Origin of the sequence: Allobosea sp. 2RAB26, from assembly GCF_052115465.1 — a bacterium.
Lineage (GTDB): Bacteria > Pseudomonadota > Alphaproteobacteria > Rhizobiales > Beijerinckiaceae > Allobosea.
In genome coordinates this window covers 439,329-457,500 of the sequence record NZ_JBFRGS010000006.1, presented here as the reverse complement: position 1 = coordinate 457,500, position 18,172 = coordinate 439,329, and the positions used below count along the sequence as shown (strand labels likewise).

General features: G+C 64.1%; 17 protein-coding genes and 1 rRNA gene (1 of these 18 running past the window's edge). 10 read left to right on the top strand and 8 right to left on the bottom strand.

What is annotated here, in order from left to right; genetic code table 11:
- Window positions 1–1,199, bottom strand: a 16S ribosomal RNA gene (locus tag AB4118_RS14685); it reaches 288 nt to the left of the window's first position.
- A gap of 473 nt (window positions 1,200–1,672) precedes the next feature.
- Here AB4118_RS14685 and sorA point away from each other — a divergent pair.
- The gene (gene sorA / locus AB4118_RS14680; RefSeq protein ID WP_441490414.1) at window positions 1,673–2,893 is read left to right on the top strand and encodes a SorA family sulfite dehydrogenase catalytic subunit; all 1,221 of its coding nucleotides are present in this window, start codon (window positions 1,673–1,675) and stop codon (window positions 2,891–2,893) included.
- 11 nt (window positions 2,894–2,904) lie between these two features.
- A complete protein-coding gene (gene sorB, locus AB4118_RS14675; RefSeq protein ID WP_441490413.1) occupies window positions 2,905–3,228 on the top strand; it encodes a SorB family sulfite dehydrogenase c-type cytochrome subunit in 324 nt (107 codons plus the stop codon).
- 133 nt (window positions 3,229–3,361) lie between these two features.
- Here sorB and AB4118_RS14670 read toward each other — a convergent pair whose 3' ends face one another.
- Window positions 3,362–3,577, bottom strand: a complete 216-nt coding sequence (locus tag AB4118_RS14670) for a DUF1127 domain-containing protein (protein ID WP_069877934.1) — start codon at window positions 3,575–3,577, stop codon at window positions 3,362–3,364.
- A gap of 105 nt (window positions 3,578–3,682) precedes the next feature.
- On the opposite strand from AB4118_RS14670, the gene gcvA reads away from it, so the two are divergent.
- The 4 genes from gcvA to AB4118_RS14650 all read left to right on the top strand — a co-directional run bounded on the left by gcvA (window position 3,683) and on the right by AB4118_RS14650 (window position 8,355).
- A complete protein-coding gene (gcvA, locus tag AB4118_RS14665) occupies window positions 3,683–4,612 on the top strand; it encodes a transcriptional regulator GcvA (protein ID WP_441490412.1) in 930 nt (309 codons plus the stop codon).
- 176 nt (window positions 4,613–4,788) lie between these two features.
- The gene (locus AB4118_RS14660) at window positions 4,789–5,463 is read left to right on the top strand and encodes a response regulator (RefSeq protein WP_441490411.1); all 675 of its coding nucleotides are present in this window, start codon (window positions 4,789–4,791) and stop codon (window positions 5,461–5,463) included.
- Complete coding sequence (locus tag AB4118_RS14655) at window positions 5,460–6,854, top strand: sensor histidine kinase (protein WP_441490410.1); 1,395 nt, start codon at window positions 5,460–5,462, stop codon at window positions 6,852–6,854. The genes AB4118_RS14660 and AB4118_RS14655 overlap by 4 nt, the downstream gene beginning before the upstream one ends.
- A gap of 151 nt (window positions 6,855–7,005) precedes the next feature.
- The gene (locus tag AB4118_RS14650; protein ID WP_441490409.1) at window positions 7,006–8,355 is read left to right on the top strand and encodes a patatin-like phospholipase family protein; all 1,350 of its coding nucleotides are present in this window, start codon (window positions 7,006–7,008) and stop codon (window positions 8,353–8,355) included.
- Between the two features lie 194 nt (window positions 8,356–8,549).
- Here AB4118_RS14650 and AB4118_RS14645 read toward each other — a convergent pair whose 3' ends face one another.
- On the bottom strand, window positions 8,550–8,975 hold the full coding sequence (locus AB4118_RS14645) for an Lrp/AsnC family transcriptional regulator (protein WP_043242225.1): 426 nt from the start codon (window positions 8,973–8,975) through the stop codon (window positions 8,550–8,552).
- 133 nt (window positions 8,976–9,108) lie between these two features.
- Between AB4118_RS14645 and AB4118_RS14640 the strand changes: the two genes are divergently transcribed.
- The 4 genes from AB4118_RS14640 to AB4118_RS14625 all read left to right on the top strand — a co-directional run bounded on the left by AB4118_RS14640 (window position 9,109) and on the right by AB4118_RS14625 (window position 13,602).
- Window positions 9,109–10,158, top strand: coding sequence for an ornithine cyclodeaminase (locus AB4118_RS14640; protein ID WP_441490408.1), 1,050 nt, complete (start codon window positions 9,109–9,111; stop codon window positions 10,156–10,158).
- The gene (gene ctlX / locus AB4118_RS14635) at window positions 10,158–11,099 is read left to right on the top strand and encodes a citrulline utilization hydrolase CtlX (protein ID WP_441490407.1); all 942 of its coding nucleotides are present in this window, start codon (window positions 10,158–10,160) and stop codon (window positions 11,097–11,099) included. The genes AB4118_RS14640 and ctlX overlap by 1 nt, the downstream gene beginning before the upstream one ends.
- A gap of 248 nt (window positions 11,100–11,347) precedes the next feature.
- Window positions 11,348–12,499, top strand: coding sequence for a YjgN family protein (locus AB4118_RS14630; RefSeq protein WP_441490406.1), 1,152 nt, complete (start codon window positions 11,348–11,350; stop codon window positions 12,497–12,499).
- A 23-nt stretch (window positions 12,500–12,522) separates the two neighbouring features.
- A complete protein-coding gene (locus tag AB4118_RS14625) occupies window positions 12,523–13,602 on the top strand; it encodes a M48 family metallopeptidase (protein WP_441490405.1) in 1,080 nt (359 codons plus the stop codon).
- 96 nt (window positions 13,603–13,698) lie between these two features.
- Here AB4118_RS14625 and AB4118_RS14620 read toward each other — a convergent pair whose 3' ends face one another.
- From AB4118_RS14620 to napF, 5 genes are read right to left on the bottom strand one after another with little or no spacing between them, the layout of a single operon-like run.
- Window positions 13,699–14,412: a cytochrome c3 family protein gene (locus AB4118_RS14620; RefSeq protein ID WP_441490404.1), complete on the bottom strand. Its 714-nt coding sequence runs from the start codon at window positions 14,410–14,412 to the stop codon at window positions 13,699–13,701.
- 12 nt (window positions 14,413–14,424) lie between these two features.
- Window positions 14,425–14,925 (bottom strand): nitrate reductase cytochrome c-type subunit, encoded by a 501-nt coding sequence (locus AB4118_RS14615; RefSeq protein ID WP_441490403.1) that lies wholly within the window; start codon window positions 14,923–14,925, stop codon window positions 14,425–14,427.
- Window positions 14,898–17,393: a periplasmic nitrate reductase subunit alpha gene (napA, locus tag AB4118_RS14610; RefSeq protein ID WP_441490402.1), complete on the bottom strand. Its 2,496-nt coding sequence runs from the start codon at window positions 17,391–17,393 to the stop codon at window positions 14,898–14,900. The genes AB4118_RS14615 and napA overlap by 28 nt, the downstream gene beginning before the upstream one ends.
- Window positions 17,390–17,668 (bottom strand): chaperone NapD, encoded by a 279-nt coding sequence (locus AB4118_RS14605; protein WP_441490401.1) that lies wholly within the window; start codon window positions 17,666–17,668, stop codon window positions 17,390–17,392. Before AB4118_RS14605 ends, napA begins: the two co-directional genes overlap by 4 nt.
- The gene (gene napF / locus AB4118_RS14600) at window positions 17,661–18,170 is read right to left on the bottom strand and encodes a ferredoxin-type protein NapF (RefSeq protein ID WP_441490400.1); all 510 of its coding nucleotides are present in this window, start codon (window positions 18,168–18,170) and stop codon (window positions 17,661–17,663) included. Before napF ends, AB4118_RS14605 begins: the two co-directional genes overlap by 8 nt.
- Between the last annotated feature and the right edge of the window lie 2 nt (window positions 18,171–18,172).

The window sequence follows — 18,172 nt, the reverse complement described above, 5'->3', positions numbered from 1 at the left end:
CATTGTCACCGCCATTGTAGCACGTGTGTAGCCCAGCCTGTAAGGGCCATGAGGACTTGACGTCATCCCCACCTTCCTCGCGGCTTATCACCGGCAGTCCCCCTAGAGTTCCCAACTGAATGATGGCAACTAGGGGCGAGGGTTGCGCTCGTTGCGGGACTTAACCCAACATCTCACGACACGAGCTGACGACAGCCATGCAGCACCTGTGTTCCGGCCAGCCGAACTGAAGAAAGACATCTCTGTCGATCAAACCGGACATGTCAAAAGCTGGTAAGGTTCTGCGCGTTGCTTCGAATTAAACCACATGCTCCACCGCTTGTGCGGGCCCCCGTCAATTCCTTTGAGTTTTAATCTTGCGACCGTACTCCCCAGGCGGAATGCTTAAAGCGTTAGCTGCGCCACTGAGGTGCATGCACCCCAACGGCTGGCATTCATCGTTTACGGCGTGGACTACCAGGGTATCTAATCCTGTTTGCTCCCCACGCTTTCGCGCCTCAGCGTCAGTATCGGACCAGTTGGCCGCCTTCGCCACTGGTGTTCTTGCGAATATCTACGAATTTCACCTCTACACTCGCAGTTCCACCAACCTCTTCCGAACTCAAGACTCTCAGTATCGAAGGCAATTCCAGGGTTGAGCCCTGGGCTTTCACCCCCGACTTAAGAGTCCGCCTACGCGCCCTTTACGCCCAGTGATTCCGAGCAACGCTAGCCCCCTTCGTATTACCGCGGCTGCTGGCACGAAGTTAGCCGGGGCTTATTCTTCCGGTACAGTCATTATCTTCCCGGACAAAAGAGCTTTACAACCCTAAGGCCTTCATCACTCACGCGGCATGGCTGGATCAGGCTTGCGCCCATTGTCCAATATTCCCCACTGCTGCCTCCCGTAGGAGTTTGGGCCGTGTCTCAGTCCCAATGTGGCTGATCATCCTCTCAGACCAGCTACTGATCGTCGCCTTGGTGAGCCATTACCTCACCAACTAGCTAATCAGACGCGGGCCGATCTATCGGCGATAAATCTTTCCCCCGAAGGGCTTATCCGGTATTAGTCCAAGTTTCCCTGAATTATTCCGAACCGAAAGGTACGTTCCCACGTGTTACTCACCCGTCTGCCACTAGCACCGAAGTGCCCGTTCGACTTGCATGTGTTAAGCCTGCCGCCAGCGTTCGCTCTGAGCCAGGATCAAACTCTCAGATTGGATGAGTTTGTTGCCGTCCACGTTTCTCTTTCTGTCTTCAGTTTTCAAACAGCGGTGCGTCTAACAAAGACAAGCAGGCCAACCGATCTCTCGGCTACAAGGCCCGAAGCTCTCATGAAGCGCAGTAGAGCGGCCCCGCCAGCGGCGGCGCCGTCTCGATGAGCAGTGTTTAAGCGAATCAGGTTTCGGGTGTCAACAGCCGATTCGCATTTTGTTGAAAACGTCGATTCGTCCGCGCGACGGCCCCGGTTCTGCGTGGCATGTCGGTCGCGCCCATCCGAGGCATGTCTCCGGCATCCCAGCCGTGGCGGTCGGCCCTTACCTGTATTAGATTGATCGCGGACCAACGAAGCGGGCTGCCGAGCGGCCCCGGGTTCGCACTGCCTGAGCCGCGGCGCTTCAGCCGCGGAGAACCACGAACCGAGCCTGCGTGCCTTTCTATTCGCCAGGAATATGTCCTGCGGAGGAGCGCCATGTTCAACAGACGGCAAATGCTCAAAGCGGCGGGGCGCGCCGTGCTGGGGCTGGGGGTGGCAGTGGGCGAGGGCGCAGGTCTCGCTGCCTTCGCGGCCGAAACTGTGTGGCTCCCCTTCGACAATGGTGAGCGGTCGCTCGTCGCTTATCCCGGCAAACGCCCGCTGATTGAATTGACGGCGCGGCCGCCCCAGCTCGAAACCCCGTTCGGCGTCTTCAATGACGGGCTTCTGACCCCGAACGATGCGTTCTTCGTGCGCTATCACCTGGCGGATATCCCGACCGAGATCGATCCGGACGCCTTCCGCATCGCGATCACGGGCAAGGTCGACAAGCCGTTATCGCTCTCGCTTCAGGAACTGAAGACGGGGTTCGAGCCAGCCGAGATCATCGCCGTGAACCAGTGCTCCGGTAACAGCCGCGGCCTGTTCGATCCGCGCGTCGCCGGCGGCCAGCTCGCCAACGGTGCGATGGGCAATGCACGCTGGAGGGGCGTGCCGCTCAAGGCTGTGCTCGACAAGGCGGGTGTCCAGGCCGGGGCGGTGCAGGTGTCCTTCGACGGCCTCGACGGGCCGATGATCCCCGACACGCCGGATTTCATCAAGGCGCTCGACATCGACCATGCCCGCGACGGCGAGGTCATGCTGGCCTACGCCATGAACGGCGAGGATCTGCCCTGGCTCAATGGTTTCCCGGTGCGCCTGGTGGTGCCGGGCTATTTCGGAACCTATTGGGTCAAGCATCTCCGCGAGATCGCTGTGCTCGACAAGGCCTTCGATGGGTTCTGGATGACGTCGGCCTATCGCATCCCCGCCAATGCCTGTGCCTGCACCGAGCCCGGCAAGGCGCCGACCGCGACCGTGCCGATCAACCGCTTCAGCGTCCGCTCCTTCATCACCAGCGTGCAGAACGGGGCAACGGTGAGGGCCAATGCAGATGTCATGCTGCGCGGCATCGCCTTTGACGGCGGCTATGGCGTCACCGATGTCGCGATTTCGCCGGATGGTGGGACAATCTGGCTTGCGGCGGCGCTTGGCGAAAATCTCGGAAAATATTCTTTCCGCGAATGGAAGGCAGCGGTCCGGCTGCCCAAGGGTGAGCATGTGCTGATGGTCAGGGCGACCAACCGGATCGGCCAATCGCAGCCGATCGAGCCCTTGTGGAATCCGGCGGGCTATATGCGCAATGTCGTCGAGACGACGCGCGTGACGGCCGCGTGATGGAGGTGGTCATGACCTTGCGCTTCATTGGGGCGTCGGCTTTCGGGCTCTGCCTTGCCGGTGTGGCGTTGGCCGGTGTGGCGTTGGCAATGCCGAAAACCTATCAACTGCCCGCTGAAACGGCGGTGCTCAAGCCGGGCCCCGGTCCCGGCTTCGAGGCGGCGAAGAACAACTGCATGTCGTGCCACTCGGTCGACTACGTCAACTTCCAGCCGCCGAAGAAGGGGCAGGCCTTCTGGGACGCCGAGGTGCAGAAGATGATCAAGGTCTACCGCGCCCCGATCGACGAGGCCGATGCCAAGGCGATCGCCGAATACCTGGCCAAAACCTATTGAGGAACGAAGGGCCGCGCCTCTCGGTTGCGACGGGCCTGACCGTGATCCCGGCTTCACGATGCACGATCAAGCCGCGCAAAGACCCCGTCGCCGCCGCGTCCTCCAGAAACCCGGCACTCTGCCGGCAAAGCCGTCAATCCGGCAGTCGGACCGTGGCGTTGACGCGCTCCACGTCGCTGCGGGAAAGCGCGATATCTGACAATGCACGGTCATCCATGCGGTAGAGCGCGCGTGCGCTGGCTTTGGCGTTGAGCCAGGTTTCAAGACGGAGCAGCAGGCGCGACAGGCCGTGAATCGACGGTGCGGCAGGGAGTGGCAGAAGGTTTTCTATGGCTGGCCTGGTCGACATGACGGCCTCCCTTGTCTCAGGTTTCGCCAGCAAATCTGCTCCTTGCCTGGGGTCCAAGCAAATGCGAACTTCTTGGCTTCAGCCCAAGGTTTCCTTCGCTTCCCCATGACGCGCCGCCACCTTCCGCCCTTGACCTCTCTGCGCGCTTTCGAAGCCGCGGCCCGGCACCTCAACTTCGAGAAGGCCGGGGACGAACTCGCCGTCACCGCCAGTGCGGTCGGCCAGCAGGTGAGATCGCTTGAGGCCTGGCTGCGCCGCCCTCTCTTTACGCGCCTGCCGAGCAAGGGCGTCGCCCTGACGGCGGTCGGGGAACGCTATGCCGCGACCGTTTCGCTGCTGCTCGATCAGCTCAACGAGGCCACGGCGCGCGCCTTACGGCCTGATGCGCCCGGTATTCTGACTGTCAGCACATTGCCGACCTTCGCCCTCACTTGGCTGATCCCCCGCCTCGGTTCGCTGAAGGAGCGTCACCCCGATCTTGAGGTGCGCGTTTCGATCTCGACGGGTTTGACCAATTTCGACGGCGAGGATGTGGACGTGGCGATCCGCTCCGGCCGCGGCCTCTATCCCGGCCTGCGCTCGGACCTGCTGATGGAGGAGAATTTCTTTCCGGTTTGCAGCACCACCCTGCTCGGTGATCCCGACCGGCCCCTGCAGGAGCCCGCTGATTTGCGCCATCACACGCTGCTGCATGAGATCCCGGATGGAATACTCGATTATGTCACCTGGCCGCGCTGGCTGTCCGCGGTTGGGCTGCCTGACATCGATGCGACGCGAGGGCCGAGCTTCTCGCACATGTTCCTCGCCTTGCAGGCGGCCGCTTCGGGCCAGGGCATAGCCCTCGCCACCAATGTCCTGATCGGGGACTATCTTGATGCGGGTCGCCTCGTCCGGCCCTTCCCGCATCAGGTCAGAGGGCCACATCAATATTGTCTGGTCTGCCCCGAGATCTCCGCCGAAAGGCCGGCCATTGCGGCCTTTCGGGCCTGGATATGCGGCGAAGCTGCCGCCCATCGCGCGGTGGTGACACCATGACCTGCGATCCCGGAAGGGCGTAGGCTGCGCCGCGATCCAGGGCGGCCGGAATGAGCGGATCGTCTCGCCGGAACCTGGCAAGCACCCTCTCGTCGAGGGGGACTTCGAATGCGCGCAACCTCGCGGCAATGTTGCTGCGTCAGGAGAGGCTGGGTCAAAGCGAGCCTGTCCTAGCCATGCGCATTCTCCTGGTGGAAGACGAGCCGGAAATGGCGGCGGCGCTCCGCGCAGCCCTGGCCCAGCACGACATGGTCGTCGACCATGTCACCACGCTGGCGGAAGGGGAGGAGGCGATCGCGACTGCGGCGCACAGCGCAATTCTGCTCGACCGGCAATTGCCGGACGGCGACGGCCTGACGCTGATCCCGAGGCTTCGTGCCCGCAAGCAGATCGCGCCGGTGATCGTGCTGACCGCGCGGGGCGACCTCGGGGACCGGGTCAAGGGCCTGGACATCGGAGCCGATGACTATCTCGCCAAGCCGTTTGCGATCGACGAGTTGCTGGCTCGGCTGCGAGCCGTGCTCCGCCGTGCGCCGGTGATGGCTCCCGATCGGATACGGGCAGGGCGCCTCGACTATGATTGGCATGATCGCTGCGCGACCATTGATGGGGTTGGGCTCGATTTGCCGCGCCGGGAGCTGCTGGTGCTCGAGGCTCTTCTGCGCCGACGTGGGCGCACGGTGCAGCGTGCCGCGCTGGAGGAGGCGGTCTACGGCTTCGATGACGAAATCCAATCGAATGCGCTCGACATGCATGTGTCGAACCTGCGTCGGAAGCTGACGAAGGCGGGGGCCGGCCTCGAGATTCACGGAATTCGCGGCGTCGGTTATCTCCTCAAACACGCGGCATGACCTGGCCCCGCGCGCATTCGCTGAAATGGCGCCTCGTCCGGCGCCTCCTCGCGTTGCAGGCCGCGACGCTCTCGCTGCTCGTCGTCCTGGTCATCGGTGCGCTCTACCTCGGCGGCCATCTGTTCAATTTCGAATCCGAGGATGTGACGGTCGATGTGCTGAAGAGCGCGGTCACGCGCGATCCTGCCGGCAGGCTTGTCCTGCAAACGACGCCGGCGCTGGCGAAGCTGCGGTCGGATGTTCCCGATCTCTGGTTCATCGTGCGCGACCGGCTTGGCCATACGCTGACCGAGGGAGCTCCGCCGCCCCATTTCGCACGCATCGGCGACGCGCTCGACGATGTCGGGGTTGCGAGGCTCGGCTGGAATCTTGGCGATCCCCCGCGCACGAATGCACTGATCCGCTGGGTCGATGGCGCCGCGGGGCAGATCCAGATTGCAACCGGACCGGGGGCAGAGGCGCCGCTGAGCTGGCTCGTTCAGGGGCTCCTGATCGTCTTCATGAGCTTCGTTCTTCCGGCCCTTGTGGTCATGGGGCTGGCGACGATCATTGCAACGCCTATCGTCGTGCGCAGGGCGCTTGCCGGCCTTGGAAAGGTAGCGGAGCAGGCCGAGCGGATCGATATCGAACGGCACGGCGAACGCCTGCCGACCGACGCCACCCCGAGCGAATTGACCCCGGTCGTCGCTGCGGTCAACCGCGCCCTGCAGCGGCTCGACGAAGGCCATGTGCGGCACAAGCGTTTTCTCGGTGATGCTGCACATGAGCTGCGGACGCCGATCGCGATTTTGCAGACGCGGCTCGATATCCTGCCGGATACGGCTCAGCGGGCGCGGCTTTACGAAGACGTAGCGCGGCTTGCCGTCATGGCGGAGCAGTTGCTCGACCTGCAACGGATCGATCACAGCACCAAGGATTTTGCCAGGATCGACGTCGTGACGATCGGCCGGCGTGTCGCCGCCGATCTCGCGCCGCTGGCGATCGCCTCAGGCTATCAGGTGGCCTTCGAGGCTGAGGCCGACCAGGTTGCAGCATGGGGCGACCAGTCCGCGCTTGAACGGGCGCTGGCCAACCTCGTGCAGAACGCAATCCAGCACGGCGGACGCCACGGCACGATCACGATCGCTGTCGGGCGCGAGCGGACGATCGAGGTCGCCGACGAGGGGCCTGGCGTGCCCGTCGATCAGCGCGACCGCATTTTCGAGCCGTTCTGCCGGCTGGCGCCGCGCGAGCGGGGAGCGGGATTGGGGCTGCACCTCGTCCAGGAGATCGTTCGGCGCCATTCCGGCCAGATCACCGCCCTCGACCCGGCCGCGTCCGGCGCGCGCTTCCGGATTACATTGCCGCCGCCCGCGGTTGATCCCTCCTGCCAGGGCATAATGCTGACATAACCCACGCGGGCGAGATGTCGCTGGCCAGCGAATGGTCACGCATCGTGCGGAGACGTTGTCGCGGCTGAGAAGGCCGGCATCGTTGAAAGCCTGTTTCCTGACTGTTGCTGCTCGCTGCGGGCGTGTCGCCAGAGCGCGGCGCCCCCTCTTGATGACGGCGATGCTTGCGCTCTGGACTGCAGCGTGTGCCGCGCCCGCCAACCTCCCCTCGAACGCGCCGCTGATGCATGACCCCGCTCCTGCAGTGCGGCTGTCCGCGGGAGTTCCGGCACGCACCGGCGTGATCCTCGCATTCTCAGGCGGAGGAGCGCGGTCCGCGGCCTTCGGATATGGCGTGCTGTCGGCATTGGCCGAACAGCCGTCTCCGGGCGATGAGACGCGCAGGCTCGCCGACGATATTGGCGTGGTCGCCGGTGTCTCCGGTGGGGCCATTCTTGCCGCCCATCTGGCCCTGCACGGGCCGCGAGCCTTGCCGGAGTTCCGCCGCGCCTTTCTCGACCAGGACGCAGAAGCGTCGCTGCGCATGGCCTATACGCCCGAGAACCTGCTGCGCGCCTATCATGGTGGCGTCAATGATCTCTCCGGTCTTGCGGCCTGGCTGGATGCCAGCCTGTATGGTGGCGCAACGATGGGCGATCTCGGTCAACGCGGACGACCAAGGCTCCTGCTGCACGCGACGGATCTCTACAATCGGGCGCCGTTCCCGTTCGATCGGGCGAGCTTCCGCTCGATCTGCAGCGACTATGACAGCTTCCCCCTGGCGCACGCGGTCGCGGCCTCGTCCGCGGTGCCGGTCGCTTTCGCTCCGGTCGTCCTGCAGAATTTCACCGGGGACTGTCCCGTTGCCCGAAATGCGCCGGCCGCGGTCCGGCTGCCTGCCGGGAGCTCCCAGTTCGACAGGCATGTTGCGGAGTCCCAGGCGCGATACGCCAGTGCGCCGGATCTCCGCTATCTCAAGCTGCTTGACGGCGGCCTCGTCGACAATCTTGCGGTGCGAAATCTCATCAGGTCGCTCAAGCAGCCTGCGCCGGAACCTCTGGGCATCGCTGCCGCGCGGCATCTGGAGCGCCTGATCATCATCGTGGCCGATGCCTCCACGCGTGTCGGTGGCGAGATGTCCAGCGCGGTCGAGGGCCCGACAGCGCCGTCGGCGATCGTTGCGGCTGCCGATGCGATGATCGATAGCGCCAGCCGGATGAGCCTTGACGCGCTGGAAGGGGAGGCTGCGCACTGGCGTGACCGGCTGGTTCGCTGGCGCTGCGGCAGGGCAGGAGCACAGGCCGGGTGCGGAAGGCTCGATGTCAGCGTGGTGCGGTTGTCCCTCGCGGATGTGAGCGGGCAAGCAGAGAAGGCGCGCATTCTCCAGCTGCACAACACGCTCAGCCTGAAATCCGGCGATGTCGATTTTCTCGCGGGCCTGGGGCGAAGCCTGCTGCTCGGCAACGAAGGCTATCGCAGCTTCATCAAACCGGCGTGGCGCGACAGCCCGCCCCACGGCTGAATGCCTTCGGCAACAGCTGAGCCCGGCAATCCCAACCCGCCGTGTTCTTCTCTGCCGGCTCGCGCGCTGCGTCGTGGTGGACCGGGGCCGCTATTGGCTGCGCTGCTGTCGCGCCGGGAGGGCCTTGATGGAGGGATGTCGGTTGGGTGCGAAGACGCCTACCCCCCTGATGCGCAGAGAGCTCTCCCCGCCGGCTATACCGAGCTGAGCAGAATGCTGGTTTCGCTGTTGAGGATGCCGTCGATGGTGCGGACTTCGCGCAGCACGCGATCGAAATCGCTGAGGCTGGAGGCGCGGATCTCTGCGATCAGGTCCCAGGTTCCATTGGTCGTGTGCAGCGAATGCAGTTCCGGAAGGCCGCGCATCTGCCGGATCACCGCGGTCGTCGAGCGGCCTGTGACCTCGATCATCATGATCGCCCGAATGGCCTTGTCGTCATAATCCTGCCGGGAGCGCACGGTGAAACCGAGCACCGCGCCCGACTCGATCAGCCGGTCGAGGCGGGTCTGCACCGTTGCGCGCGAGACGCCGAGAATGGTCGCGAGCTTCGAGATCGGGGCGCGCCCGTCCTCTCGTAGCGCTGCGATCAGGCGGTGATCGAGCTCGTCGAAGATATGCATGGCAATCTGTCTATTCGATGTGAGCAGTTTGATCAACAAATCGCATAAATCTGAACTTGTTCGCAATTCAGCGTGCAAATTGCATTGGCTAGAATGCCCTCCATTCCAGAAAAGCGCGCAGGAGGGCCGACCAATGGTTCAGTATGTAGGCGTCGAGAACATGGTTCGGCTGATCGCTGCCATCGGCATCGAGCCTTATCTGATTGGCCTTGCGGGCTATATCGAGGAGGATTTTCGGCGCTGGTCCCTGTTCGAGAAGGCGCCGCGCGTCGCCAGCCATTCTGCCGACGGCGTGATCGAGCTGATGCCGACCAGCGACGGCGAGCTCTACGGCTTCAAATATGTCAACGGCCACCCCAAGAACACACGCACCGGCCTGCAGACGGTGACGGCCTTCGGCGTCCTCTCCGATGTCGAGACCGGATATCCGCGCCTGCTCTCCGAAATGACGATCACCACCGCGTTGCGGACCGCCGCAACCTCGGCCGTTGCCGCGCGCTATCTCGCACGTGAGGATGCCGCGGTGATGGCGATCATCGGCCTCGGCTCGCAGTCGGAGTTCCAGGCGCTGGCCTTCAAGGCGCTGAACGGCATCCGGCGACTGCAGGTCTATGATATCGATCCGGCTGCGACCGCGAAATTCAGGGCCAATCTCGCGGGGCACGGGCTCGAGATCGAGGTGGCGAGCAGCGCCGAAGCGGCCGTGATTGGCGCCGATATCATCACCACCGTTACGGCCGACAAGCTCAAGGCGACGATACTCTCCGACAACATGGTCGGTGCCGGCGTGCACATCAACGCCGTCGGCGGCGATTGCCCGGGCAAGACCGAGCTGCAGCGCGACATCCTGTTGCGCGCCGATGTCTTCGTCGAATTCCCAGAGCAGACCCGCATCGAAGGCGAGATCCAGCAGATGGAGCCGGATTTCCCGGTCACGGAGCTCTGGCGCGTGATCATCGGCGAGACCAAGGGGCGCCGCACCGAGGACCAGATCACCATCTTCGATTCCGTCGGCTTCGCCACGGAGGATTTTTCGGCCCTGCGCTATCTGCGCGATCAGGTCGAGGGCACCGACTATTATGACGAGATCGACCTCCTCACCGAGCCGGAAGATCCGCGCAACCTGTTCGGCCTGCTGAACGCGCCGGTCGCTGCTCCTCGTGCCGTTCTCGGGGCGCGATGATGCAAAAGCTCTCCGTCCAGGCGGCGCGCAGCGTCGTGATGATCCGTCCGCATCACTTCAGCCCGAACCCGGCGACGGCCGCCGATAATCTCTTTCAGGGCACCGATGCTGCACGCAGCGCCGCCGCCATCGCCGCCGAAGCGCATCGTGAAGTGACGCGTGCTGCGGCGCGGCTGGAGGAAGCCGGCATCGCCGTGCATCTCTTCGAGGACGAGGGCAACGCGACGCCCGATTCCGTCTTCCCGAACAACTGGTTCTCGACCCATTCCGGCGGCCATGTCGCGCTCTATCCAATGTTCTCGCCGAGCCGGCGCAAGGAGCGGCGGCACGACGTCATCGAGATGCTGAAGCATCGCTATCGGGTCCAGGACGTGATCGACTATTCCGGCCTGGAGCAGGACGGGGTCTACCTCGAAGGCACCGGCGCGATGGTGCTCGATCATATCGAGCGTGTCGCCTATGCCGCGCGTTCGAACCGCACCAACGAGGTGGCGCTGGAGCGCTTCTGCACGCATTTCAATTTCGAGCCGGTGGTCTTCGATGCGGTCGATGCGGCGGGCCGGGCGATCTATCACACCAATGTCCTGATGTGCGTCGGCACGGATTTCTGCCTGATCGGGCTGGCCACCATTCGCGATGCGGCGCGCCGGAACGAGATTGCGGAGCGACTGGCCCAGGGGCGCATCATCATCGATCTCGACCACGGGCAGATCAACGCGTTCGCCGGCAATGCAATCGAGCTGCAGGGCAGCAACGGTCGCGTCGTGGCGCTGTCGTCACGCGCCTTGCAGGCTCTGCGCCCGGAGCAGCGTGCGACGTTGGAGGGTCTTGCGACCCTGCTGCCGCTCGACGTGCCGACCATCGAACTCGCCGGTGGCTCGGTGCGCTGCATGCTGGCGGGCATCCATCTCGCAGCGCGCGGAGCGCTTCAAGCGGCCTGAGCCTGTTCAGCGCGTCTGTCTTCCGACGAGACCGCGCCATTCTCGATCGGATCGCTGCCAGGCGGCTGCCTGCTGTGGAGCCCCGGAGAGTCGCTTGAACCCGCTCAGACGCTACGTCAGCGGTAGATTAACCTGTCATATAAATTCCTGACTAAACTCACGGTTGTGGCTATTTCGGCGGCTGACGCAGCTGCTATGGATGTGCGGGACAAGTTTCCGTCGAATCTGACGCGATAGCGAGCTTCGCCATGCACCAGACAACCTCGCACCTTGCCACGCCGCGGGTCGACCGGGTGATGTTTTCCGGTGAGCGACCAGTGTTCCGGCGGCTGGTGACGCGCGGCGCATTGCTGGAGCTGGTCACGCTCGGCTTCTACCGGTTCTGGCTTGCAACCGATATCCGACGGCATTTGTGGTCGAATACCTCGGTCGGCGGCGACCCCGTGGAATATACCGGCCGAGCCAAGGAGTTGTTGATCGGCTTCCTGATCGCGATGGCCATTCTGGTGCCGGGCTATCTGGTCGGCTTCCTGGTGCCGCTCCTTCTGATCTCTTTTCTCGGTGGCCCCGAAGCCGGAGGAATCGACACGCTGGCCGGCATTCCGCTGTTCTTGTTCCTCTATCTGTTTTCACAATTCGCGCTCTACCGCGCGCGACGGTACCGGGTCACGCGCACGGTCTGGCGCGGATTGCGATTTGGGATGGGCGGATCGGGCTGGGGCTATAGCTGGCGCGCCGGATCATGGTCTCTGCTGGTCCTGTTGACCGCCGGACTGGCCTTGCCGTGGCGGCAGGCGGCACTCGAACGCTTCAAGATGCGCCATACCTCCTATGGTACATTGCAGGGCCGGTTCGAGGGAACCGGCAGCGACTTCTTCAAGCAGGCCTGGTTCCTCTGGCTTCTGGCCTTGCCGGCGGCGGTGCTCGTGATCCCGCTGCCGTTTCTCTATGGCGCGTACAAAGCGATCGAATGGCGCTGGTGGGTCTCGGGTATTCGTTTCGGTGACGTGGCGTTCCGCTCCGATCTCGAGCGGAGCGACTTGATCAGCAGCTATTGGAAAGTCGTCGGCTGGTCGCTCTTGCTGGTGCTCGTGCTGGGGCTGTGGTTGGTGGGCGTAACCGTCGGGGCAACCTACCTCGCAGGAGGGAGCGCGGAGCGCATTCAGGTGGCCATGCAGCATCCGCTGGTCTTGCTCGCTCTGGGGGCGGGCTATTTGGTGGCCGCGATCGCTTTCGGCGCGGTGGTCCGAATCTACCTCACCCGCGACATCTGGGCGAAGATCGCGGGACGGACGAGCGTGCTCAACCTGGCTGCAGCCGACGACGTCATCGGTCAGGGTGCCGCCGTTGGTGCGCTGGGCGAAGGCTTTGCCGACAGCCTCGACATTGGCGGCCTATGACGGGATGCGACCGGTCCCGCATCATGACTTCGAACGGGCAGTCCGAACATCCAGCTGTCTTCTTCGACGGCAGCTCGAATCGCAAGCGCCGGGTCGCGCTGCGGTTTTCGCGCAAGCTTGAGATCGCCGAGGATGACCTCGTCATCGCGTCCTGGCCCTATGACGACATTCGCCGGGCGGACGGACAAGCTACCCTGCGCTTGAGTGCCGTGTCGGCCCTGCCTCTCGCCCGGCTGGAGGTCGCGGACGAGGCGACGGCGCAGACACTGCTTGCCCGTTGCGGAGCGCTCGATCTCGCAAGCGGCGGCAGCCAGACCTGGCGCATCGTCGGATGGTCGCTGGCCGCTGCATGTTCGATCGTGATGATCACGCTTTACGGCATTCCGCTCGTCGCCGACCGGCTTGCGCCGCTTGTCCCCATAGCGGCGGAGAAGCGCCTCGGCGATGCCGTGGACAAGCAGGTGCGTGCACTCATGGGTAGCCATGTCTGCGCCCAGCCGGCGGGACAGCGCGCCTTCGCGAAGATGGTGGACAGGCTGAGGGAGGCAGGAGGCGTTTCCATTCCGATGGAAGCGCAGGTTCTGTCATCGGCCATTCCCAATGCCGTCGCACTGCCGGGCGGCAAGATCTATCTGTTCGAAGGGCTGCTGCAGAAGGCGCAGAATCCTGACGAGATTGCTGGCGTGATTGCGCATGAGCTGGGCCATGCCCATCGTCGCGACGGCCTTCGCCAATTGATTCAAACCGGGGGCACGTCCTTTCTGATTGGCTTGCTGTTCGGCGATATCACCGGCAGCGGCGCAGTGATCTTTGGCGCCCGCTCGATCCTCGACGCGTCGCATTCGCGTGATGCGGAAAGCGGCGCGGATGATTTTGCGGTTGCGGCGATGACCGGGCTCGGGCGATCGCCGGCTGCCCTGGGTGAGTTCCTCGTGCGGATCACCGGCAGCGACAGCCGCGGCACGATCCTGGACAGCCATCCGCTCAGCGCCGAGCGGCTGGACCGCATGAAGCGCCTCGACCGCCCGACGACCGGACCGGCGATCCTCACCGATGTGGAATGGCGGGCGTTGAAGGATATCTGCGTCGGGTCCAAGCCCTGAACAGCACGGCGGGCGGGCTGTTCTGCCATTCGCACTGTCGCGGGAACGCTCCAGGATCGCGCCGCGATCAGGCCCTTCGATGGTCTCTCTGTCTGTTCAGCGCGTCTCGATGCTGGCGAGATAGGCGCGCAATTCCCGCTCTGGCCCATGCCAGGAGGCACTGCCCTTGCCCTGGAGCTCCGGGGCTTCCTTCCAGCCGGGCTCGATACCGGTCATGTCGGGCAGGAGATGGGCGATGCCCTTGTGGCAGTCGATGCAGGTCTTCTCCTTCGGAATCAGGAAGCGGCTGTGGATCTCGGCTGCCCGGCGCGTCTGCTTGGTGAAGTCCATCGCGACGGTGGAATGGCAGTTACGGCATTCCAGCGAGTCGTTTGCCTTCAGCCGCGCCCATTCATGCTTGGCGAGCTCCAGCCGGTGGTCGAGGAATTTCTGGCGTGTCGAGATGGTGCCGAAGATCTTGCCCCAGACCTCCTTCGAGGCCTGCATCTTGCGGGCGATCTTGTGGGTCCATTCATGGGGGACATGGCAATCGGGGCAGCTGGCCCGCACGCCTGAGCGGTTCGAGAAATGAACCGTCTGGGTCAGCTCCTGATAGACGTTGTCGCGCATCTCGTGACAGGAGGTGCAGAATTTCTCGGTGTTGGTGACCTCGAGCGCCGTATTGAACGCTCCCCAGAACATGACGCCGCAGATGAAGCCGCCGAGCGTCAGGAACCCCAGGGACAGATAGGCGCTGGGCCGGCTGATGACCCGCCAGAACCAGACCGCGAGGTTCCACGCGCGCAGGAAGAGAGCCTTCAGCTTGCCCATGTCGGCGCCCCGTTACCGCTTGCGGCCAATCGTGTTTGCGTCCTGGAACGTATTCGGCACCAGCGTGCGGGCGTCGGTTTGCTGAACATGGCAGGCGGTGCAGAAATAGCGCCGCGGGGTCACGTCCGAGAGCACCTGTCCGTCCCGGTCCTGGAAATGGGTGATGCTGATCATCGGGGCGCCGGAGCCCTCGGTGAACTCCCGCTTGTGGCAATCCATGCAGCGGTTGGTGTTCAGCGTCAGCTGATAGCCGTCGATCGAATGCGGAATGATCGGCGGCTGTTCCGGGTAGTTCCGCATGCGCCTGACGTCGTCGACGATCGGACGGTCGAGCGGCGGCACGTTGACGGCGCCCATCGGCGGCGCCGCGCCGGTCAGGCGCGGCACGATGTTGATCCGGCCGCTCTCCTGCGAGAGCGCGCCGAAGCAGAGGACGACGAGAGCTGCCAGGGTAGTTCCAAGGACGGTCCAGGAGCGCACCAGGCTCAGACCGCTACGATCTTGACCGCGCATTTCTTGAAATCCGTCTGTTTGGAGATGGGATCCGTCGCGTCGAGAGTGGTCTTGTTGATGAGCTGGCTGGCGTCGAACCAGGGCACGAAGACGACGCCCTGGGGCATGCGGTTGCGCCCGCGCGTCTCGACCCGGGTCTGCATCTCGCCGCGGCGGGAGATCAGCCGGATCTCCGCCCCCTGGTTGAGCCCGCGCTTGCGGGCATCGTCCGGGTGCATGAAGCAGCGAGCGCCGGGGAAAGCCTTGAAGAGCTCCGGCACGCGCATCGTCATCGAGCCGGAATGCCAGTGCTCGAGCACCCGTCCGGTCACCAGCCAGAGATCATATTCGTTGTCCGGCGATTCCGCCGGCGGCTCGTAGGGCACGGCGATGATCCGCGCCTTGCCATCGGGGTTGCCATAGAACTCGAAACCCTTGCCCGGCTTCACATAGGGGTCGAGGCCTTCGCGATAGCGCCAGAGCGTTTCCTTGCCGTTGACCACCGGCCAGCGCAGCCCGCGGACCTCGTGATAGGTGTCGAACGGCGCCAGGTCATGGCCGTGGCCGCGGCCGAAGCTGGCATATTCCTCGAACAGTCCCTTCTGGACGTAGAAGCCGAAATGCTTGGCCTCCAGATTGTCATAGGCGGGGTCGACCTCGCTTGCAGCGAAGCTGTCGACATGCCCATTCCTGAACAGCACATCGAACAGCGTCTTGCCGCGATAGTTGGGATTGGCATCGAGAAGGGCGGCCGGCCAGACCTCGTCGGTGGTGAAGCGCTTCGAGAATTCGACCATTTGCCAGAGGTCGGAACGGGCCTCCCCGGGCGCCTTGACGAGTTGGTGCCAGAAATGGGTGCGCCGCTCGGCATTGCCATATGCACCCTCCTTCTCGACCCACATGGCGGCGGGCAGGATCAGGTCGGCGGCCATGGCCGTCACGGTCGGGTAGGCGTCGGAAACGACGATGAAATTCTCTGGATTGCGATAGCCCGGGTAGGTTTCCCCGGCACTGTTCGGCGCCGCCTGCAGGTTGTTGTTGACCTGGATCCAGTAGAAATTGAGCTTGCCGTCCTTGAGCATGCGATCCTGCTCGACCGCGTGATAGCCCGGCTTTTCCGGGATCGTGCCGGCCGGAATCCGCCAGATCTCCTCGGCGTGCTTGCGGTGCTCGGGATTCACCACAGTCATGTCGGCGGGCAGACGATGGGCGAAGGTGCCGACCTCGCGTGCCGTGCCGCAGGCGGAAGGCTGCCCGGTCAGTGAGAAGGGGCTGTTGCCGGGCTCGGAGATCTTTCCGGTCAGCAGATGCAGGTTGTAAACGAGCTGGTTCGCCCAGACGCCGCGGACATGCTGGTTGAAGCCCATCGTCCAGAACGAGACGACCTTGCGCTTCGGGTCGGCATAGAGCTCTGCCAGCTCTTGCAGGAAGCCGGGCTCCACCCCTGTCAGCGCCGAGACTTTCTCGAGGGTGTAGTCCTTGACGAAGGCGGCATAGGCTTCGAAGTCGATCGGCGAGGTCGCGCCGACATCTTCCGCCTTCTTCGCCTTGACCTCGCGCGGATCGTCGGGCCGCAGGCCATAGCCAATATCAGTCGCGCCCTTGACGAAGTTCGTGTGCTTCTGGACGAAGTCCTTGTTCACGCGGCCGGTCGTGATGATGTGGTTGGCGATGTAATTGAGGATCGCCAGATCGGTGCCGGGCTTGAAGACGATCGGGATATCGGCGAGGTCGGCGCTTCGGTTGGTAAAGGTCGAGAGCACCGCAACCTTGACATGGGGGTGGCCGAGCCTGCGGTCGGCGACCCGGGTCCACAGGATCGGGTGCATCTCCGCCATGTTCGAGCCCCAGAGTACGAAGGCGTCCGTGGCTTCGAAATCGTCATAGCAGCCCATCGGCTCGTCCATGCCGAAGGTGCGCATGAAGGCGTAGGCGGCAGACGCCATGCAGTGGCGCGCATTCGGGTCGAGATTGTTCGAGCGGAAGCCGGCGCGCATCAGCTTGGTCGCGGCATAGCCCTCCCAGATCGTCCACTGGCCGGAGCCGAACATGCCGAGCGCGGTCGGCCCTTTGTCCTTCAGGACCTGCTTGGCCTTGGCGGCCATGACGTCGAAGGCCTCGTCCCAGGAAACCGGCGTGAACTCGCCGTCCTTGGCGTAGACGCCGCCCTTCTTGCGCAGCAGAGGCTGCGTCAGCCGGTCCGCGCCGTACATGATCTTCGAGAGGAAATAGCCCTTCACGCAGTTCAGGCCGCGATTGACCTCGGCCTTCATGTCGCCATGGGTGGCGATGACCTTGCCTTCCTTGACGCCGACCATCACGCCGCACCCCGTGCCGCAGAAGCGGCAGGGCGCCTTCGACCAGGTGATCTCCAGCGTGTCGACGCCGCCGGCGACAGGCTGTGCTTCGGCGGGAAGGCTCATATTGGCGGCGGCAGCGGCGATGCCCGCCGCCTGCGCCTTCAGCATCTCGCGACGGGATAGGGTCATGATCCAGCTCCAGTGTCGTCGAGGGCGATGATCTGTTCGAAGACGAAGTTTGCCGAAAGCACGCCGTCCATCAGTGCGATGCCGGTGAGCCTGCTACCCATCTCGCCGGTGCTCTCGGCTTCCATCACGATGACGATCTTGCCGTTCTCGACACGATGGACCTCGGTGCCCGGCAGGGCATTGATCTGGCGCACGACCGCGTCGCAATGCTCCGGGAAGGCCGTGACGACGGCGCTGGAAATATGGACGGCGCCGGCCGCTTGGGCTTCAGGCATGGGCTGCCTCCGCTGCCGTGGGGCAGGTTCCGATGGCGGCGGCTGGGCAGGCCGCGATGCAGGCGCCGCAGCCGGTGCACTGAGTGGCGGTGAGAACAGGCAGGGCAGGGCCACCAAGGCGCGATCGGAAACGGATCGCCGCTTCCGGACAGGCATCGCCGCAGCTCTGGCAAACGATGCCGCGTGCGGCAAAGCATGTGTCCCCGATCACGGCAACGTGCTGGAATCCAGATCGCCCGCGATCGAAGACCGGCTCCGGGCAGGCTGCGGCGCAGGCTCCGCATAAGCTGCATTCGCTGGAGCTGAAATCGATCTCGGGCCTCTGCCGGGCATCGAGCCTGAGGATCGCTTGCGGGCAGGCGCTGACGCAGGCGCCGCATCCCGTGCAGGCGCTCGCGATTGTCTCTTCGAGGGACCAGGGTGGACGAATGACGTCCGGTTCCGAGGGAAGAAGCCCCTTCAGGAACCCACGTCTGCCGAGATCGATCCCGTGCTCTGCCATGG